Raw genomic sequence first — 19,673 nt, 5'->3', positions numbered from 1 at the left:
TCGAAGGATGGGGATGCGCTGAAACGTCAGGGAGCCCGCTCTATCCTTCGACGTCGCTCAGGATGAGCTTCTCAGGGTTTGAGTTTACCGCTCTGGGTCACGGCGTTCGCCGGGATGAGAGGACCGGCAGGCTTGCTATTTCGTGACTTCGATCGAGACGAACTGGTCGAACCAGGCGCCGGTTTCGCCGCGGCGTTTGACGCGGATGAGGATCGGCTGGGCGGGGTTAGCGAGACCGGTTTTGACTTTGGCGAGGGCGTCTGTGACCGTGGTGACGGACTGGAAGTTGATTTCCACGATGACATCGCCGCGGCGCAGCTTGTTATAGGCGCGCCCGCGCGAGCTGACAGAGGTGACGACGACGCCGGAAATGTCCTTGGTGATCGAGTAGCGGCGGCGGACATCATCGTCGATGGGAGCAAGCTCGGCGCCGAGGTCGTTGGAATTTGCAGCCGTGTCCGGGGCGGCTTTGGCAGGCGTGTCGGCGTCATCTTTCAGCTCGGCGAGCGTGGCGGTGATATCGCGCGTGCGTCCGTCTCGGGAGATAGAAAGGGTGACCGGTTTGCCGATGGCCTTGTCGGACAGCATGCGCGTCATCTCGCGCACGCTGACGACGGCGCGGCCGTCAATGGTGAGGATCAGGTCGCCGACTTCGAGCTTGGCCTTTTCGGCGGGGCTGTCCGGGGTGATCCGTGTAATGATGACCCCGCTGGTGCCCTTGGCGCGGTAGGCCTTGATGAGGGCGGCGTCGGCATCCTGCGCGTTAACACCGAGCCAGGGCCGGCGCACGCGGCCATCCTTGATCAGCGTCTGCGAGATGCGCTTCACTGTGTTGGACGGGACCGAGAAGCCGAGGCCGATGGAGCCGCCGGACTGGGAAATGATGGCGGTGTTCACGCCGACGACCTGGCCGGCAAGATTGAATAGCGGGCCGCCGGAATTGCCCTGGTTGATGGCAGCGTCTGTCTGGATGAAATTGTCGGACCGGCCGGTGTTCAGGTCGCGCTGCGTGGCCGAGATGATGCCGGCGGAGACCGAGCCGCCAAAGCCGAGCGGGTTGCCGATGGCGATCACCCAGTCGCCGACTTCCGCCTTGTCGCTGTCGGCAAACTCGACGAAGGGCAGCGGCGTGCGCGAGGAGACTTTCAGCACGGCGATATCCGTGTCGCGGTCGCGTCCGACGAGGGTCGCCTGCAACTCGCGGCCATCTGAGAAGGTGATGGTGATCGTGTCGGCCTGCTCGATGACATGGTTGTTGGTGACGATATAGCCATCGGCACTGATGACGAAGCCGGAGCCGAGCGAGCCCTGGCGCTGGAAGCCGTCGCCGTCGCGGCCGAAATATTCGTTGAAGCGTTCGGCCGGCGAGCCCTCCGGGAAGGTCGGCATGCGCGAGGCGATGACCTGTTCGGTGGAGATGTTCACGACCGCCGGCATCAGGCGCTTGGAGAGGCCCGCGAAGCTGGCCGGGGCGGCTTTCATGTCGACCGTAGCCGGAGGTTTCGACAGGCTGCCCTGCCCCTGGGCAAGTGCAGGCAGGCCTGTGGCCGGAAGGGCAAGGATCAGGATCGCCAGGGCGGCGGTGCGGTTCATGTCAGGTCAGGCTCCGGGACGGCTTCGGATTCTCGTAAGGTCCGATTGCCGCCTGACTATGGCGCTTTGCGGGCCGAGCGCAACCGCCTCACGCGGCGTTGACTGCAATCGTCAGCAGGAGCGCGCCGAGGGCAGCGGCGCCCAGACCAAAGAGGATCAGCTCGCGCGGCGGGGTTTCAGAGATCAGCCTTGTGATGCGCCGGACCGTATCCGGCGCGAGGGCGACGAGCGCGCCTTCGACCAGAAGCCAGAGGCCGGCGCCGGCAAGCAGGATCGTCCACCCGCTCACCGGCGCCGCCGTTTAGCGGGGCCCGCCGGCGGCGCGGGCGCTGTCGAAGAACTGGTCACAGATGCCCAGCTCGTTCGGGCCGACGATGACTTGTGTACCCGTCTTGATGGCGGTTTCGCAGGCGATCAGGGCGCGCTGGAAGCGGAAGAATTCCGGATCCTTGTTATAGGCCGAGGCGTAGATTTCCGTGGCCTTGGCATCGCCTTCACCGCGGACCTTCTCTGCCAGTTCGCGGGCCTGGGCCTCGATGACTGTCTTTTCACGTTCCGCCTGTGCGCGGATGAGGCGGGCACGCTCCTCCCCTTCCGAACGGATGCGCTGGGCTTCCTGCAGACGGGCGGTGCGCATGCGGTTGTAGACGCCTTCGGCGACTTCCGAGGGAAGGTCGGCCTGACGGATGCGGACATCGATGATGTCGATGCCGTCCGTGGCGAGGCCGGCATTCACGCTTGTACGGATGCGGTTCATCAGCTGGGCGCGCTGGCCGGAGACGATTTCCGGCACGGGCACATCGCCCAGCACTTCGCGGATGGCGGAGGTGGTGATGCGTTCGAGCTGCGACTCGGCCGAGGCTTCCGTGCGGAAACGCTGGTAGTAGCGCAGCGGATCGTTGATCCGCCAACGGACGAACGCATCGACCTGCAGGCGGCGCTGGTCGGAGGCGATCACCTGGATGCCTTCGACGTCGAGGCCGAGATTGCGCTTGTCGATGATTTCGACCTGCTGGATGATCGGGATCTTCATGTGCAGACCCGCCTCATCCTTGCCGGGGGCGTTGATCAGCTGGATCGGGCGGCCAACCTGCAGGACGATGGCCTGCTGCGACTGGCGCACGATGAAGAAGACGTTCGAAGCGATGATCAGTGCCAGGACTGACAGGATCAGGATAAGCCATCCAAGCGCGCGCATCAGCGGTCTCCCGTGGTCGTAGGTGCCGGGCGGTTACGCTCCAGCGGCAGGTAGGGCACGGCGCCGGACTTCTGATCGAGGATCAGCTTGTCCGACCGCTCAAGCACCCGTTCCATCGTCTCGAGGTACATGCGCTCGCGCGTGACGCGCGGGGCCTTGCGGTATTCCTCGTAGATCTGGTCGAAGCGGGCAGCCTCACCGCTGGCGTCGGCAATGACGCGGTCGCGGTAGGCTTCCGATTCCTGTTGCAGGCGCGAGGCCGTACCGCGGGCCTGCGGAACCGTCTGGTTGGCGAACTGCGTGGCCTGGTTGGTGAGGGTTTCAGCGTCCTGTTCGGCGACGTTCACATCGTTGAACGCCTCGATCACCGGCTGGGGTGGATCGGACTTGTCGATCTGGACCGAGAGGATTTCGACACCGGCATTATACTCGTTGAGCAGGGCCTGCATCTGTGCGGCGACCGATTGCTGCACGACATCCCGTTCGGTGGTGATGATGTTCTGAAGGCGCGTCTTGCCGACGACTTCGCGCATCACCGATTCGGCAACCTGTTCGACGGCGGAGGAAGGCTCGCGCACGAAGAGGAGGTAGCGTTCCGGGTTCGCGGTATCGACTTTCCAGAACACTGAGAACTGGATGTCGACGATGTTCTCGTCCTGCGTCAGCATCAGGCTTTCGCTGGCCGTCGAGCCGAGGCGCGTCTCGTTCCGGCGTTCCACCGGGATGAGGACGTGGTTCTCGATCGGGGCCGGCAGGTGGAAGTGCAGGCCGGGGCCGAAATTCGTCTGCCATTTGCCGAAGCGGAACACGGCCGCCTGCTGGGTCGGGTCCACGACCACGACGCTGGTGGAGAGCCAGGACAGGATCACGACGCCGGCAATGACCATCAGACCGAGCGGGCCAATGTTCGGCATCTGACCGCCGCCGCGGCGGCGTCCGCCGCCACCGCCCCCGCCGCTGCCCTTGCGGCGCTGGCGGAACCGTTCCTGCATCCGGCGCATCTGTTCTTCGAGGTCGGGATTGTCCTTGCCGCCGCCCCCGCCGGAGCCGCCGCTGCCGCCGCCGGACGGCCGGTTCCAGGGCGATCCGCCCTCACCCCCGCCGCCGTTGCCGCCGCCTGAACCGCCCCCGCCCCAAGGGCCGGAACCTTTACTCTTGTCATCCCAGGGCAATGACGCCTCCTGAATTCTTCGGTTGGGGCCTATATAGGGCCTCTGGTGAGGTGTGCACCCTGAATCGGCGCGCAGAAGCGGCGAAAATGACGCAACTTCGTCACCAGAAGCTTGCAGTTTCACCCCCGGCGCGAGTAGGCGGCGGACTAAATGCAGTTAAGGACCGGGCCGGCACGACAATGTTTGGGTCAAAGCAGAAGACACGCGAAAAGCTGGCGGCGGCCGTGCGCGAGGCGCTCGGCAATGCGGACTGGCTGGAAGCCGTGACCGTGGACGATGACGGGCGGGCCCTCCTGGTCATCCGGGTGGAGGCGGGCGGACCGGAGGCGGCGGAGCCGCGCCGGATCGAGGCGGAGAACTATGCCGCGCGCATTCCGGGCATTACCGCCGTGCGCAGCGTGGTGACGGCGGAGCGGCAGGCGAGCTCCCCACGAACGCATGACCATGAGCGCGACCATGCACATGCGCATGGCAAGCAGACCCTGCCGCTTACCCCTTCCCCGCGCCGCGTGACCAAGGGCGCCCGGCTGTCTGACGAGGCGCTGAGCCAGGGCAGCGTGGCCCCTGCAGCGAGCCTGAAACCCATCCCCGGCATCGCGCGCATCCTCGTGGTGGCCAGCGCCAAGGGCGGGGTCGGCAAATCGACGGTCGCCGTGAACCTCGCCGCCGCGATGGCGAAGGCGGGCATGAAGGTCGGCCTGCTCGATGCGGACATCTATGGACCCTCCATCCCGACCATGCTGGGCACGGTGGGCGCAGAGCCGGGCACCTCGCCGGCAAAGAAGCTGGTGCCGGTCGAGGCGCACGGGATGAAGACGCTGTCGATCGGATACCTGTCTGACCCGGATGCGCCGATGATCTGGCGCGGGCCGATCGTGATGTCGGCGATCACGCAGCTGCTGAACGATGCCGAATGGGGCACACGGGAGGACCCGCTGGACCTGCTGATCATCGACACGCCGCCGGGCACGGGCGATGCGCAGCTGGCGATTGCGCAGAAGGTGCCGGTGACGGCGGCGCTAATCGTGACGACGCCGCAGGAAGTGGCGCTGGCGGATGTGCGGCGCGGGGCGGCAATGTTTGCCAAGACGCATGTGCCGGTGATCGGCATCGTGGAGACGATGAGCTGGTTCGAGGACGCCGCGGGCAACCGCAATTACCTGATGGGCGAAGGCGGCGGGCGGAAGATGGCCGCTGCGCTCGGCCTGCCGCTGCTGGCAGAAATTCCGATGCTGCAGGCGATCCGCGAAGGCGGCGACGCGGGCACGCCGGCAGCGATGGCCGGTGGTCCGCCTGCGGACGTTTTCCTGCGGCTGGCGCGGAGTGTTGCGATTGCGCTGGACGAGTTGGTGACGAAGGCGCCGCCGGAAATTGTGTTTGAGGAGTGAGGGACGGCTATGAGATTCTCAGTTCCTGTTGCCGCAATCAGCGCGGCTTTCCTCGGCGGGTGTGTTTCTGTGACGGAGGCGCCGGTTGCGGCGGCGCCGGCAGCCAAGACGGTGCTGGTGCCGGGCAATCATCTATACAGCGCGGCGGTGCGGCAGGGGGATACGATCTATCTTGCCGGTGTGATCGGGCGCAGTGAGACGGGCGATGTCAGGCAAGCGACGCGGCAGGCGATGGATGCGGTGAAGGCGAACATCGAGAAGGCGGGTAGCACGATGGCGGACCTTCTGAAATGCACGGTGTTCATGACCGACATCGAGCAGTATGGCCCGATGAATGAGGTGTATGCGGAGTATTTCACCGGCACAGCCCCGCCTGCGCGCACAGCGATTGCGGTGAGCGCCTTGCCGTTCGGGGCGTTGGTGGAGGTCGAGTGTATCGCCGCGGCCAGCGCTTCCCGGGCGGACTAGGCCGGCCGGAACGCAGCCGGGCACACGGCGCACCTTGTTTCGATACGGTTTTTGCCGGGCAAAAAATATAAATATTTTCAACAGCTTGCTTTATGCCGACGCAGGGCTCACCTGATCTGGGAGGACGCCGCGTCCTCAGGTCAGGAAAGCGCGCCCGGATGCCCAGAAAGAAGTCCGGCACGGGTGGGCCGCCGTCACGCCAGTATGGCAAGCCCTCACCGCCCCGGACCATGCACTATGGCAGGCTGCGCGCCGCGCCCGCCGATGACGACCTGATTGATCCGGAAACGGATGAACTGCCCGGCACCGATATTCCGTCTGAGCCGCAAGACCGCCCGGAAAAGGACTAGCCGATGTTTCACATTCCCCTGCGCCTCGCCGCCCTCGTGGCCGCCTGCGTCCTGATCTGCGGATTGCCGGCACTGGCACAAACCCAGACACAGGTTTCCGGCAGCGGATCGCCGCCGAACTCGGTTGCAAAAGCGTATGGCAGCGGCTGGAGCTGCGACAAGGGCTACCGCGAAGCCAGTGGCGCCTGTCACGCGGTTGCGCTGCCCGAGAATGCCTTCCTGACAGGCGCCGTCTATGGCGCTGGCTGGGAATGCAATTACGGGTATGACCGGTCGGGCGACATCTGCGTCAAGGTCAATGTTCCGGAAAATGCCTATCTCGATGCGTCCGGCACGCGCTGGCAGTGCGACCGCGGATATGCCCGCGACGGCAACAGCTGCGCCGCCATCAAGGTGCCGGCCAATGGCTACCTGACCTATTCCAGTTATGGCAGCGGCTGGGCCTGCGAGCGCGGCTACCGGCCGGATCGCGGGGCCTGCGCCAAGATCGCCCTGCCCAGGAATGCCTATATCACCGACAGCTCATCCGGCCCCGGCTGGGCCTGCGACCGGGGATATGCCGCGACATCCACGGCCTGCGTGAAGGTTGTGCTGCCGGAATTCGCCCACCTCAATTCATCCGGGGACGGATGGCAGTGCGCCCGCCCCTACCGCCAGCTCGGCGGCAGATGCGTCGCGCCCTGAGCCCTAGGCGTTGTAGTTCAGCCTCAGCCCTGCTTCCGGCCATCTGGTCCTGATCAGCTGGCCGGTGCCGGAGGCGCAGATGTAGGCGTCCTTCATCTCGGCGCCGCCGAAGGCGATGTTGGTGACGAAGGGGTCGGGAATTTCGGTGAAGGTGGAGTGGCCGTCCGGCGTGATGGTGGTGATGCCGCCATAGCCGCCATTTTTCAGGATTGTTGCCACACAGACGTTTCCGGAGGCGGCCACCGCAAGGCTGTCGAAATAGCAAAGCTCCGTCTGCCCCGTCACCACGCGCCCGCGCAGGAAAGGCGGCTTGTGCGGCTTATATTCGCCGGGGCCAGTGAGCGCGAAGGCCCAGAGACGGGCGGTCATCGTGTCGGCGAAGTAGAGCGTCTTTCCGTCCGGTGAGAGGCCGCAGCCGTTCGGTGAGATATGGTGATAGTCGACTTCCTTGATGAAGGAGCCGTCGGGCTTGGCATAATAGACGCCGCCATGATCGCGGGTGCGGGAGAAGCCCTTGCCGAGGTCGGTGAAGTAGAAGCCACCGGAGGTGTCGAAGACGATGTCGTTGGGGCCGCGCAGCTTGTTGCCGCCGACGTCCTCATAGAGGCGCTCGACCTTGCCGGTGGAGAGGTCGATGCGTTCGATACGGCCGCCGGAATAGTCGGGCGGGCAATTGCCGGGGATCGTGAGGCCGCCGACCTCGTGATATTCGAAGCCGCCATTGTTGCAGCAATAGAGCGCGCCGTCCGGGCCGATGGCGAGGCCGTTGGGGCCGCCGCCGGGCGTGGCGATGACTTCCTTCCTGCCATTGCCCCAGAGGCGCGTGATGCAGCCGCGCTGGATCTCCACGATGATGACCGAACCATCGGCCATGACAACCGGGCCTTCGGGAAAGCCGAGGCCGGAGGCGAAGACGTCGAACTGCATGGGTGATCCTCCCGAATTTTTGCGGGAGGCTAGGCGCCGCTTAGGGGCGCGTCCATTGCTGTCGCAGGGTCAGGGACGTTCAGGCGGGCGCGGTCACGCGGTCGAGCACGCGCACGGTGAAGGCGTAGTCATTGCCCTCCCCTGCTTCGATGCGGGCGGCAGAGGTTTCATGCCAGTGGGCCGGATTGAGCGCCGGGAAGAATGCGTCGCCTTCGGGCGCGGCATCGACTTCGGTGAGATAGATCCGGTCGGCCAGCGGCAGGGCGAGGGCGTAGATGGCGGCGCCGCCGATGACGAAGACTTCCGGCTGGCCGGCGCGCAGGGCCATCGCCTTGGCGGCGTTCAGTGACGGGACGAAGCTGGAATAGACGCGCGCTTCGGCGGCGTCATAATTCCAGTCCCGGCTGATCACGATGTTCGGACGGCCGGGCAGCGGTCGCTTGGGCAGGCTTTCCCAGGTCTTGCGTCCCATGATGACCGGCGCGCCCATCGTCGTGCGCTTGAAATGCGCCAGATCATCCTTCAGCCGCCAGGGCAATTGGCCGGCGGTGCCAATCACTCTATTTCGGCCTTGGGCAACAATCAGGCTGAGACGGACAGGTTCGGTCATGTGGAGCACTTCCTGCAGCACCGGACGGGATTCGCAAGCCCGGAGCGGCGCTGCTTTAACCATAGGGCAAAAGAGGGGCGCCTTGTGCGCCGCACACGACGCGTTAAGCAAGATGCATTGGCAGCCACCGCTGCTATTGGCACGGGGGTTGGCGATATCTCATGGGCTTTGATCTGGCTTCCATTCTGACCAATGGCCATCCCGGCCTGCTGCTGCCGGCACTGGCAGCGCTGGGACTGACCTTCGCGGCGATCTGGCACCTGCAGGGCCGCGCCTGGGCGCTGCTCTATGTGGTGCTGATCCCGTTCCTGAACTGGAGCTTCGGAGTGATCCCGGAATTTCCGATTGTCGCACCGGGCGATGACGTGTTCCGGCAGGGCGTGTCGCTGCACCCGATGACGATGGTGACCGGCATGGTGTTCGTGATCCGCGATTTCGTGCAGCGGGAGATGGGCCACCGGGTGCTGATCCTGATGGCGATCGCGGTGGCCTGGTCGTTCTTCTATGCGTGGCCGGTCATTGCGCTGGCGAGCGGGATTGCCTTCGCGATTTCGGAAGGAGTCGACTGGCTGTTGTTCACGTTCACGAAATACCGGCTGTCGACGCGCATCCTTTTGTCGAGCGCGGTGGCCGCGCCGGTGGATACGACCGTGTTCCTCTATGGCGCCGACCTCGCCAAGCAGATGGAATTGGGCATGGACCCCGGCAACTCGTTGCATGTGGCCAACTGGATCGTGTTCGTGATCGGCAAGATGGTCGGCGCGGTGATCGTCTCGCGCATCATCCGCAAACGCGAGGATGCCGGGCTGATCTCGCCGCATGAGGCGTGAGTCTGATTGCTCGCAGCTGATCCCTCGCCTGAGATTTGCTTGTGATTGCTCGGTGCTGATCGCGAGCTGACGCTCGCGGCACCTGAGCCTACGCTTTGCTTGTGGGGCGCCCCGCCTCGGATGAAGCGGGGCGACCGGTTCAGGTTACTCCGTCTCGAGCAGTTTCTGCTTGAACAGGAAGCCGGCGAGCGCCGCGCCGATGAGCGGGGCGATCAGGAACAGCCAGAGCTGGGACAGGGCCGCTCCGCCGACAAGGACGGCCGGGCCGAAGCTGCGGGCCGGGTTCACCGACACGCCGGTCACCTGGATGCCGACGATGTGGATGACCACCAGCGTCAGGCCGATGGCGAGGCCGGCAACCATTCCGGGTGCGGACTTCTGTGTCGCGCCGAGGATCACGACCAGGAAGAGGAAGGTCGCCACCACTTCGAAGACGAGCGCTGCGGCGAGCGAGTATTCGCCGAGATAGCCGGGGCCCCATCCGTTCTGGCCGAGGCCATTGCTGACGAGATCGTATCCGGTCTGGCCGGTGGCGATGAGCCAGAGCACGGCTGCGCCGAGGAACGCCCCGATGAACTGGGCAACCCAGTAGCGAAGCATAGTGTTCATATCCATCCGCCCGGCGATGAACGCGCCGAAGCTGACGGCCGGGTTGACATGGCAGCCCGAGATCGGGCCGATGCCATAGGCCATGGCCACGATGGCGAGGCCGAAGGCGAAGGCGATGCCGAGCTGGCCAACATCGCCGCCCGCGAGGACGGCTGAGCCGCACCCGAACAGGACCAGGGTGAACGTGCCGATAAGCTCGGCGAGAAAGATTTTCATGTGATGCCTCCTTGGCACGACCGGGAGGATCTGAATGCCCGCCTCGGCACGTTCAGGCAGGATGACGGGCTTCGGGCACGGCGGCAAGCGCTTGCCTTTCGGGCCTGATGCGGCAACACAATCAGGGCTGATCCCGTTCTGCATGAAGGATGTTCCGATGAAGGCAAATGCCCTCCCCGCCCTGCTCATGGCCTGCGCACTGGCTGTCACGGGATGCAAGTCCGTGCAGGAAAAGCCTGCCGCCGAAGCGGTGCCCGTGACCGCCGCGCCGGCAAGTCCCGGGACGCCGGCCGCGCAGAAGCATGAGGCGAAGATCGTGTCCCTGCCCTTCCGTGTGGATGTCACCTACTCCGCCAAGGCGCTGACGCTGCTGCAGGAGACGGGCGGGCTGCTGGGGGTTACGGCGGACTATTACGGCGCGCCGAAGAACCCGTCCGCAGACGGACTGGATCCGGACCTCGGCGTCTGGCTTGGAGGAGAGATGGAAACGATCGGCGCGGCCCCGCGCTCGCTCACCCTGAAGGGCCAGTTCGATGCGGCGCGGGTGGCGCGCGAAGTCGTGGGTGATCCGCGGGTGCAGGTGACGGCCTATGCGGTCCGCTCGCCTCAGGCGCAGGACAAGATGGTCTGCAAGGGCTTTGACGAGGCGCTGCCGATTGCCGTGGAAACCGGCGGGACCGTTCACTGCACCCTGAAGGGCGAATAGGCCGGATCAGACCGCGACAGCGGCCTTGATGTGCGGATGCGGATTGTAATTGTCGATCCGGAAATCCTCATAGGTCCAGCCGAACAGGTCTTTCTTGTCCGGGTTCATCCAGAGGGTGGGCAGCGCGCGCGGCTCGCGCGTCAGCTGCAGGTTCGCCTGTTCGAGATGGTTGAGATAGAGGTGCGCGTCGCCGAGCGTGTGCACGAACTCACCGGGGCGCAGGCCCGTGGCGCGGGCCATCATGTGGGTCAGCAGCGCATAGGAGGCGATGTTGAACGGCACGCCGAGGAAGACATCTGCCGAGCGCTGGTAGAGCTGGCAGTTGAGGCGGCCGCCGGCCACGTTGAACTGGAACAGGCAGTGGCAGGGCGGCAGGGCCATGTCGTTCACGTCCGCCGGATTCCAGGCGGACACGATCAGGCGGCGCGAGTTCGGATTGGTGCGGATCTCGTCCAGCACCCACTGGATCTGGTCGATGGTACGCCCGTCCGGCGCGGCCCAGCTGCGCCACTGCTTGCCGTAGACCGGGCCGAGATCGCCGTGCTCGTCGGCCCACTCATCCCAGATCGAGACGCCGTTTTCCTTCAGCCAGGCAATATTTGTTTCACCACGAAGGAACCAAAGCAGCTCGATGATAATAGAGCGCACATGCAGGCGCTTCGTCGTCAGCAGCGGAAAGCCCTTTTCGAGGTCGAACCGCATCTGGCGGCCGAAAACCCCGCGCGTGCCCACCCCTGTACGGTCGCCGCGTTCCAGGCCGTTCTGCAGGATATCCTGCAGGAGATCATGGTACTGCTGCATGCCGGGCTCCGCCGAATCGGGAAGTGGAGGGTTAACCGGACCCTACCATGCCGGTCATAATTTGCGGAAGCCCGGAAACCAGACCGAAAGCCCCATCTGTCATATCTGCCCTGATACATTCTGCGGCGAGTCCGCGAACAAGGGCGTATGGCGATGGGTATCCGGGGCTTCATCAACACGGCGGGCAGCTTTGTTTCAAAGTTTGCCAGGGGCGAGCGCGGCAATGTCGCGATCATCGCGGCGCTGGCGGTCATTCCGATCATCACGGTGGCGGGCTTTGCGCTCGACTTCCAGATGACCGTGACCAAGAAGAGCAAGGTCCAGTACGCTGTGGACGGGGCGGTGCTTTCGGCCGTGAAATCGCTCGAGGCCAACGCGCCGAAGGAGCAGGTGACGGTCGAGGCGAACGCCTATTTCCGCGAAATCCTCGGCCTGAAGAATGATACCTTCCTCGATTGCGGCCCGCTGAACCTTGTGTTCGGCGAGGACAATGAGGAACTCGAAGCCTCTGTCTACTGCACCAACGAGACGACGCTCTCCAAGATCGCCGGCAAGCAATACCTTGAATTTACCGTGTCCTCTGCTGCGACCTACGGCCAGGGTTCCCTGGAAGTGTCCCTGATCCTCGACATCACGGGGTCGATGTCCGGCTCGCGCATCACGGCGCTGAAGGCAGCGGCAACCGACTTCATCGACATTGTTATCCAGGACGTGCAGGTGCCGTTCTATTCCAAGGCATCGATTGTTCCCTACGCGGCCGCCGTGGCTGTGGGCGACTATGCGGACACGGTCCGCGGCGCCATTCCCGGCAGCAAGGCGATCACCAATGCGGTCTGGCAGGATGGCGCCACGGTCAGGAACATCACCGGCATCACAAGGGCAAACCCGGCCGTCGTGACCTCCAACAATCATGGCTATGCCAACGGTGACTCCGTATGGATCAGCGGCGTCACCGGCATGACGCAGGTCAACAACAAGGCCTATACGGTCGCCAGCGTGACCACCAACACCTTCCGCCTGCGGAGCACCAACAGCTCCGGCTGGGGCAGCTATTCCAGCGGCGGCCAGATCCGCAAATGCCTCAACGCCGGCTGCGCCCCCACAGTGACATCGGCCAACCACGGCTTCCAGAACGGCGATCATGTCGTCGTCAACGGCGTCAACGGGATGACGAGCCTCAACACGGGTGCGAACGTGACCTGGGTGGTGGCCAACCGCACGGCGAATACATTTGTCGCGACCGGATCGGTCGCCCCGTCCTCGGGCGCCTACACGAATGGCGGCTCGATCTGGTGCACGACCTATGGCTGCCGCTATTTCCGCTTCCTCAACAAGGCCTCGAACGCGCAGCGTGTGCATGAAGTCTCGACCTGCGCAACCGAGCGCACGGGCGCCGATGCCCTGACCGACCGCCGCCCGAGCGAAGCGCTTGTCGGCCTGCACTATCCGCCGTCGGGCAACCCGTGCACGACCGCCAACCCGATCGTGCCACTGACCAGCAACAAGACGACCCTCAAGGACGCGATCAGCGCCCTGGACGAGGTCGGCTCGACGGCCGGACACATGGGCGCCGTGTGGGGCTGGTACACGTTGTCGCCGAACTTCGGCGAAATCTTCCCGGCCGGCAGCCGTCCTGGCCCGTACAACACGCGCAGCCTGTTCAAGATCGCCGTGTTCATGACCGACGGTGACTTCAACACGGCCTATTGTAACGGCGTGATCGCCGGCAACTCGACGTCGGGTTCGGGTTCGACCGCTGACCAGAACAATTGCAACGCCACAAATGGCACCTCCTATCAGCAGGCGCGCGCCTACTGCCAGGCGATGAAGGACAATGGCATCATTATCTACACGATCGGGTTCGAGGTCGGGAGCATCGCGGCGGCGCAAAGCCTGCTGAACGACTGCGCGACCAGCCCCGGCCATGCCTACCTCGCCTCGGGCTCTGCCCAGTTGCGCGAAGTGTTCCAGGCGATTGCCCGCTCGATCAACGAAGTCCGCCTGACGCGCTGATCGCTCAGCACCTGTAATCCCGGCTGCAGCGCTGGCAAGCAGCGCTTGCGGCCGGGGGCTCCGGGTGGCTAGGACTGGGCGATGCTCGTCTGGATTCCCAATGCCCTGACCCTGTCGCGCTGCGTGTTCGCCGTGCTGGTGCTGTTCGGCGCGCTGCAGGCGGCCGGCATAAGCGCTGCGCAGGCCGCTGCCAGCGGGGATGAGGCGCTGCGCTTTGCGACGATGGCGCAGCTCTGGCACCAGTTCGCCCTGCTCGCCTTCATTTCCGGCGCGCTCACCGATTTCATCGACGGCTGGGCTGCCCGTGCCCTGAAAGCGGAAAGCCGGTTCGGCATCTGGCTGGACCCGATTGCCGACAAGCTGCTGGTCGGCTTCGCCCTGCTCGGCGTGGCGATAACGCTGAAATCCTGGCTGATCTACGTGCCGGCCGCGCTGATCATTGCGCGCGATGTGTTCATGACCTGGCTGCGCACGCGGCCCGAAGCAGCAAGCGTTGTCGTGCCCAGCAATCTCGCCAAGGTGAAGACAGCGGTAGAGATGGTCACGATTGCCGGCCTGATGCTGCCCTTCGCGCTGGCGCCGTCCACGGTTGAGGCGGCGCAGGGCGCTGACCCGCTGGCCGTTGGTGCGGCTGCGCTGATCGTGTGCATGCTCTGGCTGGCGGCGGCGTTGTCATTGCTGACGGCGGCGCAATATGTCCGCGCGATCCGCCACGCAGCATAAGGAAACGCCGGCCCCCGGGGACATGGGAGCCGGCGCAGCCAGCGGTGGGATCAGGGTGGGTTGGAGGGAGAAGTCCCGGCCCGCCGGTAGTTCCGAGTGGCGCAGGGGACGCCACACAAAAAGAGTAGCGCGCCAGCCTCAACAAATCGTGAATCAGAGGCCCGGAAATTTTCATACTGCCGCACGCAAGGCGCAGCGCTGCCCGACTGCTGCCATGATTTGCGTTCCAGTCTGGCACACATGAGACACCGGGCCGGGAAACGACCGAACATTATTGCTGTGCTGCTGGCTGCGCTCGCCTTCCTTTGCCTGCCAGCGCTCTTTGCCTTTGCGCACGCTGACACGGTTCCGGCGACGAAGCGCTCCGATGCGGCCTATGCGAAGACGAAACCGGCGCTGGAACAGGCGCTCGCCGCCAAGGGCCTCGCGCTTGGCAATCCGGTGTACCTGCGCCTGACCAAACAGCCTGCTGAACTGACCGCCTATGTCGCCGATGCGAAGGGCGACTTCAAAGCCTTCCGTACCTGGCCGGTCTGCTCCGTATCCGGATCACTCGGGCCGAAGCAGAAGGAAGGCGACATGCAGGCCCCGGAGGGCTTCTATGTGGTGAAGCCCGCACAGATGAACCCGGCCTCCAGCTTCCATCTCTCCTTCAATCTCGGCTATCCGAACGCTTTCGACCGCGCCCATGGCCGCACGGGAAGTTTCCTGATGGTGCATGGCAGCTGCGTGTCGGTCGGCTGTTTTGCAATGACGGATGCGGGAATCGAGGAAATCTGGACGCTGATGCAGGCCGCCTATGAGAATGGGCAGAGTGCGGTGAATGTCCACATCTTCCCCTTCCCCATGACTACCGCCAATCTGAAGGCACATGAAGCCAGTGAACATGCGGCCTTCTGGCAGAGCCTTGCGCCTGCCTGGATACAGTTTGACCAGACGGCCCGCGTGCCGCGTGTGAAGGTTTCAGGCAAGGCCTATGAGGTTCTCGGTGCCCACCAGGGCGAAACTGGCGCGCCGCGATAGAGCTCCTCAAGGCGGCGGCGGTTGCCGGCCGTTATGTCCGCAGGCGGATCAAGCGGATCGACCCATGCTGTCTCCGCGATTTCACCTGCGCTGGTGGCGCCCACCTGTTCCCAGCTGCCGAAGGGCACGCGGTAGAGCAGGACGTGATCGTTACGGAAATTGTGGTGGTTGGAATAGAAACCGAACACTTGCGGCTCGGCGGTGAGCCGGATGCCGCCCTCTTCGACGAGTTCCCGGCGCAGCGCCTCCAGCGCCGGTTCGCCATGCTCGACGCCGCCGCCCGGCATGAACCAGCCCCGGGTATAGGTGTGGCGCACAAGAAAGATGTGGCCATTCTCATTCTCGACTGCCGCACGCACGCCCAGCGTCATCGGACGGCTGATGCGGAACCAGGCCTGGAAGGCGAGCGTGCGAAGCGAGGGCATGTGTTTTATCCGTGTACGAAGTCTGAGGCTCTGTAGCCCTGGAAGAACAGCGCGGCCGTCAGATCCGTATGCTGAATGGAAGCGTTCGCCTCTGCGGCAACCAGGGGCTTCGCCTTGTAGGCAATGCCGAGGCCGGCGGCGCGGATCATGTCGAGGTCGTTGGCGCCGTCGCCCATGGCGATGGCATCGTCCGTTCCGATCCCGAGCTGCGAGACGGCTTCGAGCAGGGCTTCGCGCTTCGCCTCGCGCCCGATGATCGGGTGGCCGACCTCGCCGGTCAGGGCGAGCCCGTCATCGGCGAGCAGGTTGCCAAGGTGCGCATTGAAGCCCGCCATCTCCGCGACCCGCGAGGTGAAGAAGGTGAAGCCGCCGGAGACGAGCAGCGTGGCTGCGCCATGCGCCTTCATCGTGGCGATCAGCGTTCGGGCGCCTGCGTTCAGCGTGATACGCTCGCGCAGGGTGCGGTCCAGTTCGCTGAGCGGCAGACCTCGCAGCATGGCAACGCGCGAGGTGAGCGCGGCTTCAAAATCCAGCTCGCCGCGCATGGCGCGTTCTGTGATCTCCGAAATCTGCGGCTTCAGGCCGACGGCATCGGCCAGTTCGTCGATACATTCCTGGCCGATGATGGTGGAGTCCATGTCCGAGATCAGCAGGCGTTTGCGGCGGAACTGCGCGGCGGGCATCACCGCTGCATCGATTGGCAGATTGTGCTGGGCGATGACCGTGCGGAGTTTCTGCGCCGCGTCCTCAGGGCCGCGGAAGGGCATGGCAGCGGCGGTCAGCGGGGCGCCGGAGGTCAGATCCATCCAGCCTGCCGGCTGCGCACCGGCAAGGCCGACAAAGGCCGGCAGCAGCGATTGAAGGTCACACGCGCCTTCCCGGCAGACACCGGCGACGATCCAGTCATGGTTCACGGGCAAGCACTCCGGAGGACGGTCTGTCTCTATGAGTCTTTCCTCCCGGCGGGCAAGCCCTTAGGTGTGGGGAATGCATCCTGTGATCCTCATTCACGGGCCCACGGCCTCCGGCAAGTCGGCCCTCGCCATTGAAGTCGCCCGCCGCCTCGGCGGTGAGGTGATCAATGCCGATTCCATGCAGGTTTACCGCGACCTCCAGGTGATCTCCGCCCGACCGACCGAAGAGGAAATGGCCGGCGTGCCGCATCACCTGTTCGGCCATGTCGACGCCGCCACGCGCTTTTCGACCGGCGAATGGCTGGAGGCAGCCCGCGCGGTGATCAAGCGGCTGGAACGGCAGAACAAGCATGCCATCTTTGTCGGTGGCACGGGGCTTTACCTTCTGGCGCTGACCCAGGGTCTGTCGGACATCCCGCCGGTGCCCGAGGAAATCCGCGCCGAGGTGAAGGCCATCAACGACGCGGAAGGCGCCGACGGCCTGCGCGCACGGCTGATGCCGCATGATCCGGAACTGGCTGAACGGCTGGGGACCGGCGACCGCCAGCGGCTTGCGCGCGCCTATGAGGTGTGGCTCGCCACCGGCCGGCCGCTGACCGACTTCCAGACCGAGCGCCAGCCGCCCGTTCTGGAGGAAGGCCGCTGGATGGGGGTCGCCCTGACCCCTCCCCGCGCGGCGCTCTACAAGAAGATCGACCGGCGCTTCGAGGGCATGCTGATGCAGGGCGCGATGGCGGAGGCGCGGGCGTTGGTAGCGCGAGGGCTCGATCCGGAACTGCCGGCGATGAAGGCCCACGGCATGCCCTGGCTCGCGGCCTTTGCCCGGGGCGAGATGAGCGCGGAGGAAGCCGCCGAAAATGCAAAGCGCGACACGCGCCGCTATGCAAAACGGCAATTCACCTGGATCGGACGGCAGTTTCCGTTCTGGCCGCGCATCCCTTCCCCGGAGATGGGAGACCGTCTGAGGGTCATTTTTGCCCTTTATAGGGAGATTGACACAGCTCAAGCGGAAGATTATGCCTGAGCACCTGAATTCGAGGAAACGCCCCTTGCGCAAAATGACCGTAGTAATCCTTCGGCGCCCGTAGCTGCCTGATCCCCTCAGGCGGTTGCGGGTGCGCACAGAAAAGGGCTTCCTCCGGAGGCCCTTTTTTGTTGGCGGAAACCTGACCCTTTACCAACCCTCCACTCCCTCCCAGAGCTCTCCGATGACCACCAGGACCAAGGCAAAGCCTGCCCCCACGACTGCCGAAACCGGCCCGCGCATGATGACCGGCGCGCAGATCGTCGTGGAAGCGCTGCGCGAGCAGGGTGTCACGGTGATGTTCGGCTATCCGGGCGGCGCCGTGCTGCCGATCTATGACGCGCTCTACGGACAGGACGCGATCCGCCATATCCTCGTGCGCCACGAGCAGGGCGCAGGGCATGCCGCCGAAGGCTATGCCCGCTCCACCGGCCAGCCGGGGGTCGCCCTCGTCACATCCGGTCCCGGCGCGACGAACATGGTGACCCCGATCACCGACGCGCTGATGGATTCCATCCCGATGGTGGTGATTACCGGGCAAGTGCCCACCCACCTGATCGGCACGGACGCCTTCCAGGAGTGCGACACGACCGGCATCACGCGCAGCTGCGCGAAGCACAATTACCTTGTCACCGACGTAAACCAGCTGGCGCGCACGATCCATGAGGCTTTCTATGTCGCCACCACCGGCCGGCCAGGCCCGGTTCTGATCGACATTCCCAAAGACATCCAGTTCGCCACCGGCCCCTATGTCGGCAAGGACGGCATCTTCAAGCCGACCTATGTGCCCGAGACGATCCCGAAGCGCGAAGCGGTCAAGGCGGCGGCAGAGCTGATGACCAAGGCCTGGCGGCCGGTCTTCTATACCGGCGGCGGCGTTATCAATTCCGGCCCGCGCGCCTCCGCCGCGCTGCGCGAGTTGCAGGAGCTGACCGGGTTTCCGGTGACCTCGACGCTGATGGGCCTCGGCGCCTTCCCGGCCTCGCATCCTGACTGGCTGGGCATGGTCGGCATGCATGGCAGCTACGAGGCCAACAATGCGATGCATGACTGCGACCTGATGATCTGCGTCGGCGCCCGCTTTGATGACCGGGTAACGGGCCGGATCGATGCCTTCTCGCCGAAATCGAAGAAGATCCACATCGACATCGACCCCTCCTCGATCAACAAGATCGTACGGGTGGATGTGCCGGTGCTGGGAGACTGCGCCGAAGCGCTGGAAGCGCTGATTGCCGAGATCAAGGCGCTGAAGCGCAAGCTGCCGGACCTGACCGCCTGGCGCGAGCAGATCGAGGGCTGGCGCGCGCGCCGCTGCTTCGCCTACGCCAACTCGAAAGACGTGATCAAACCGCAATACGCGGTCGAGCGCCTCTATGCGCTGACGAAGGATCGCAAGACCTACATCACCACCGAAGTCGGCCAGCACCAGATGTGGGCGGCGCAGTTCTATCATTTCGAGGAACCAAACCGCTGGATGACCTCGGGCGGGCTCGGCACGATGGGCTACGGCCTGCCGGCCGCGGTCGGCGTGCAGGCGGCGCATCCGGACGCGCTCGTCATCGACATTGCCGGCGAAGCCTCGATCCAGATGATGATGCAGGAGCTTTCTACCGCAGTGCAGCACAAGCTGCCGGTGAAAGTGTTCATCCTCAACAATGAGTGGATGGGCATGGTGCGCCAGTGGCAGGAATTGCTGCATGGCGAGCGCTATTCGCACTCCTATTCGGAAAGCCTGCCGGACTTCGTGATGCTGGCCAAAGCCCTCGGCGGGCACGGCATCCGCTGCGACAAGCCGGACGAACTGGACGCGAAAATCCTTGAAATGATTGACCATCCGGGCCCGGTATTATTCGACTGCCGGGTCGAGCGGGCGGAAAACTGCCTGCCAATGATCCCGTCGGGCTCTGCGCACAACCAGATGATTCTCGGCGAGATAACGGGTAACGAGATCGGGGAAGCGGGCCGCAAGCTCGTCTGACAGGGCAGATACGGGGACGGT

21 protein-coding genes are annotated in these 19,673 nt (G+C 64.7%); 11 read left to right on the top strand and 10 right to left on the bottom strand.

Annotated features, from left to right (window positions below; translation table 11 throughout):
* Positions 1 to 135: 135 nt before the first annotated feature.
* From ACK4TE_RS07395 to hflK, 4 genes are all read right to left on the bottom strand, one after another.
* The gene (locus ACK4TE_RS07395) at positions 136 to 1,593 is read right to left on the bottom strand and encodes a Do family serine endopeptidase (protein ID WP_409910857.1); all 1,458 of its coding nucleotides are present in this window, start codon (positions 1,591 to 1,593) and stop codon (positions 136 to 138) included.
* Between the two features lie 88 nt (positions 1,594 to 1,681).
* A complete protein-coding gene (locus ACK4TE_RS07390; protein WP_409910856.1) occupies positions 1,682 to 1,882 on the bottom strand; it encodes a DUF2065 family protein in 201 nt (66 codons plus the stop codon).
* A gap of 12 nt (positions 1,883 to 1,894) precedes the next feature.
* On the bottom strand, positions 1,895 to 2,791 hold the full coding sequence (gene hflC / locus ACK4TE_RS07385; protein ID WP_409910855.1) for a protease modulator HflC: 897 nt from the start codon (positions 2,789 to 2,791) through the stop codon (positions 1,895 to 1,897).
* A complete protein-coding gene (gene hflK, locus ACK4TE_RS07380) occupies positions 2,791 to 3,963 on the bottom strand; it encodes an FtsH protease activity modulator HflK (protein WP_409910854.1) in 1,173 nt (390 codons plus the stop codon). Before hflK ends, hflC begins: the two co-directional genes overlap by 1 nt.
* Positions 3,964 to 4,142: 179 nt before the next feature.
* Between hflK and ACK4TE_RS07375 the strand changes: the two genes are divergently transcribed.
* From ACK4TE_RS07375 to ACK4TE_RS07360, 4 genes are all read left to right on the top strand, one after another.
* Positions 4,143 to 5,351, top strand: a complete 1,209-nt coding sequence (locus ACK4TE_RS07375) for an Mrp/NBP35 family ATP-binding protein (RefSeq protein WP_409910853.1) — start codon at positions 4,143 to 4,145, stop codon at positions 5,349 to 5,351.
* A gap of 9 nt (positions 5,352 to 5,360) precedes the next feature.
* Positions 5,361 to 5,819 (top strand): RidA family protein, encoded by a 459-nt coding sequence (locus ACK4TE_RS07370; protein ID WP_409910852.1) that lies wholly within the window; start codon positions 5,361 to 5,363, stop codon positions 5,817 to 5,819.
* 158 nt (positions 5,820 to 5,977) lie between these two features.
* Entirely contained in the window at positions 5,978 to 6,169 is a 192-nt protein-coding gene (locus ACK4TE_RS07365; protein WP_409910851.1) for a hypothetical protein, read from the top strand.
* A 3-nt stretch (positions 6,170 to 6,172) separates the two neighbouring features.
* Positions 6,173 to 6,853, top strand: coding sequence for a hypothetical protein (locus ACK4TE_RS07360; RefSeq protein ID WP_409910850.1), 681 nt, complete (start codon positions 6,173 to 6,175; stop codon positions 6,851 to 6,853).
* 3 nt (positions 6,854 to 6,856) lie between these two features.
* On the opposite strand, the gene ACK4TE_RS07355 is transcribed toward ACK4TE_RS07360, so the two are convergent.
* Positions 6,857 to 7,780 carry an SMP-30/gluconolactonase/LRE family protein gene (locus ACK4TE_RS07355; RefSeq protein WP_409910849.1) on the bottom strand — a complete coding sequence of 308 codons (924 nt, stop codon included), beginning with the start codon at positions 7,778 to 7,780 and terminating at the stop codon, positions 6,857 to 6,859.
* 79 nt (positions 7,781 to 7,859) lie between these two features.
* Positions 7,860 to 8,390, bottom strand: coding sequence for a dihydrofolate reductase (locus ACK4TE_RS07350; protein WP_409910848.1), 531 nt, complete (start codon positions 8,388 to 8,390; stop codon positions 7,860 to 7,862).
* A gap of 161 nt (positions 8,391 to 8,551) precedes the next feature.
* Between ACK4TE_RS07350 and ACK4TE_RS07345 the strand changes: the two genes are divergently transcribed.
* Positions 8,552 to 9,220, top strand: coding sequence for a hypothetical protein (locus ACK4TE_RS07345; RefSeq protein ID WP_409910847.1), 669 nt, complete (start codon positions 8,552 to 8,554; stop codon positions 9,218 to 9,220).
* Positions 9,221 to 9,364: 144 nt separating this feature from the next.
* Here ACK4TE_RS07345 and aqpZ read toward each other — a convergent pair whose 3' ends face one another.
* A complete protein-coding gene (aqpZ, locus tag ACK4TE_RS07340) occupies positions 9,365 to 10,045 on the bottom strand; it encodes an aquaporin Z (RefSeq protein WP_409910846.1) in 681 nt (226 codons plus the stop codon).
* A gap of 34 nt (positions 10,046 to 10,079) precedes the next feature.
* Here aqpZ and ACK4TE_RS07335 point away from each other — a divergent pair, with 34 nt between their 5' ends.
* On the top strand, positions 10,080 to 10,751 hold the full coding sequence (locus tag ACK4TE_RS07335; protein WP_409910845.1) for a hypothetical protein: 672 nt from the start codon (positions 10,080 to 10,082) through the stop codon (positions 10,749 to 10,751).
* Positions 10,752 to 10,757: 6 nt separating this feature from the next.
* On the opposite strand, the gene ACK4TE_RS07330 is transcribed toward ACK4TE_RS07335, so the two are convergent.
* On the bottom strand, positions 10,758 to 11,552 hold the full coding sequence (locus tag ACK4TE_RS07330) for a thymidylate synthase (RefSeq protein WP_409910844.1): 795 nt from the start codon (positions 11,550 to 11,552) through the stop codon (positions 10,758 to 10,760).
* Between the two features lie 147 nt (positions 11,553 to 11,699).
* Between ACK4TE_RS07330 and ACK4TE_RS07325 the strand changes: the two genes are divergently transcribed.
* From ACK4TE_RS07325 to ACK4TE_RS07315, 3 genes are all read left to right on the top strand, one after another.
* On the top strand, positions 11,700 to 13,565 hold the full coding sequence (locus ACK4TE_RS07325; protein WP_409910843.1) for a ubiquitin-activating E1 FCCH domain-containing protein: 1,866 nt from the start codon (positions 11,700 to 11,702) through the stop codon (positions 13,563 to 13,565).
* A gap of 81 nt (positions 13,566 to 13,646) precedes the next feature.
* Complete coding sequence (locus ACK4TE_RS07320; protein ID WP_409910842.1) at positions 13,647 to 14,288, top strand: CDP-alcohol phosphatidyltransferase family protein; 642 nt, start codon at positions 13,647 to 13,649, stop codon at positions 14,286 to 14,288.
* A 279-nt stretch (positions 14,289 to 14,567) separates the two neighbouring features.
* On the top strand, positions 14,568 to 15,311 hold the full coding sequence (locus ACK4TE_RS07315; RefSeq protein WP_409910841.1) for a murein L,D-transpeptidase family protein: 744 nt from the start codon (positions 14,568 to 14,570) through the stop codon (positions 15,309 to 15,311).
* Here ACK4TE_RS07315 and ACK4TE_RS07310 read toward each other — a convergent pair.
* The gene (locus tag ACK4TE_RS07310) at positions 15,263 to 15,736 is read right to left on the bottom strand and encodes an NUDIX domain-containing protein (protein ID WP_409910840.1); all 474 of its coding nucleotides are present in this window, start codon (positions 15,734 to 15,736) and stop codon (positions 15,263 to 15,265) included. The genes ACK4TE_RS07315 and ACK4TE_RS07310 overlap by 49 nt on opposite strands.
* A gap of 5 nt (positions 15,737 to 15,741) precedes the next feature.
* Positions 15,742 to 16,650, bottom strand: coding sequence for a phosphoserine phosphatase SerB (serB, locus tag ACK4TE_RS07305; RefSeq protein ID WP_409910839.1), 909 nt, complete (start codon positions 16,648 to 16,650; stop codon positions 15,742 to 15,744).
* Between the two features lie 73 nt (positions 16,651 to 16,723).
* Here serB and miaA point away from each other — a divergent pair, with 73 nt between their 5' ends.
* Complete coding sequence (gene miaA, locus ACK4TE_RS07300) at positions 16,724 to 17,674, top strand: tRNA (adenosine(37)-N6)-dimethylallyltransferase MiaA (RefSeq protein ID WP_409910838.1); 951 nt, start codon at positions 16,724 to 16,726, stop codon at positions 17,672 to 17,674.
* A gap of 184 nt (positions 17,675 to 17,858) precedes the next feature.
* Positions 17,859 to 19,652, top strand: coding sequence for an acetolactate synthase 3 large subunit (locus ACK4TE_RS07295; RefSeq protein ID WP_409910837.1), 1,794 nt, complete (start codon positions 17,859 to 17,861; stop codon positions 19,650 to 19,652).
* The last annotated feature ends 21 nt before the right edge of the window (positions 19,653 to 19,673 follow it).

This window comes from Hyphomonas sp. (assembly GCF_046313975.1).
Taxonomy (GTDB): Bacteria; Pseudomonadota; Alphaproteobacteria; order Caulobacterales; family Hyphomonadaceae; genus Hyphomonas.
This window is presented reverse-complemented; position numbering and strand designations above follow the sequence as displayed.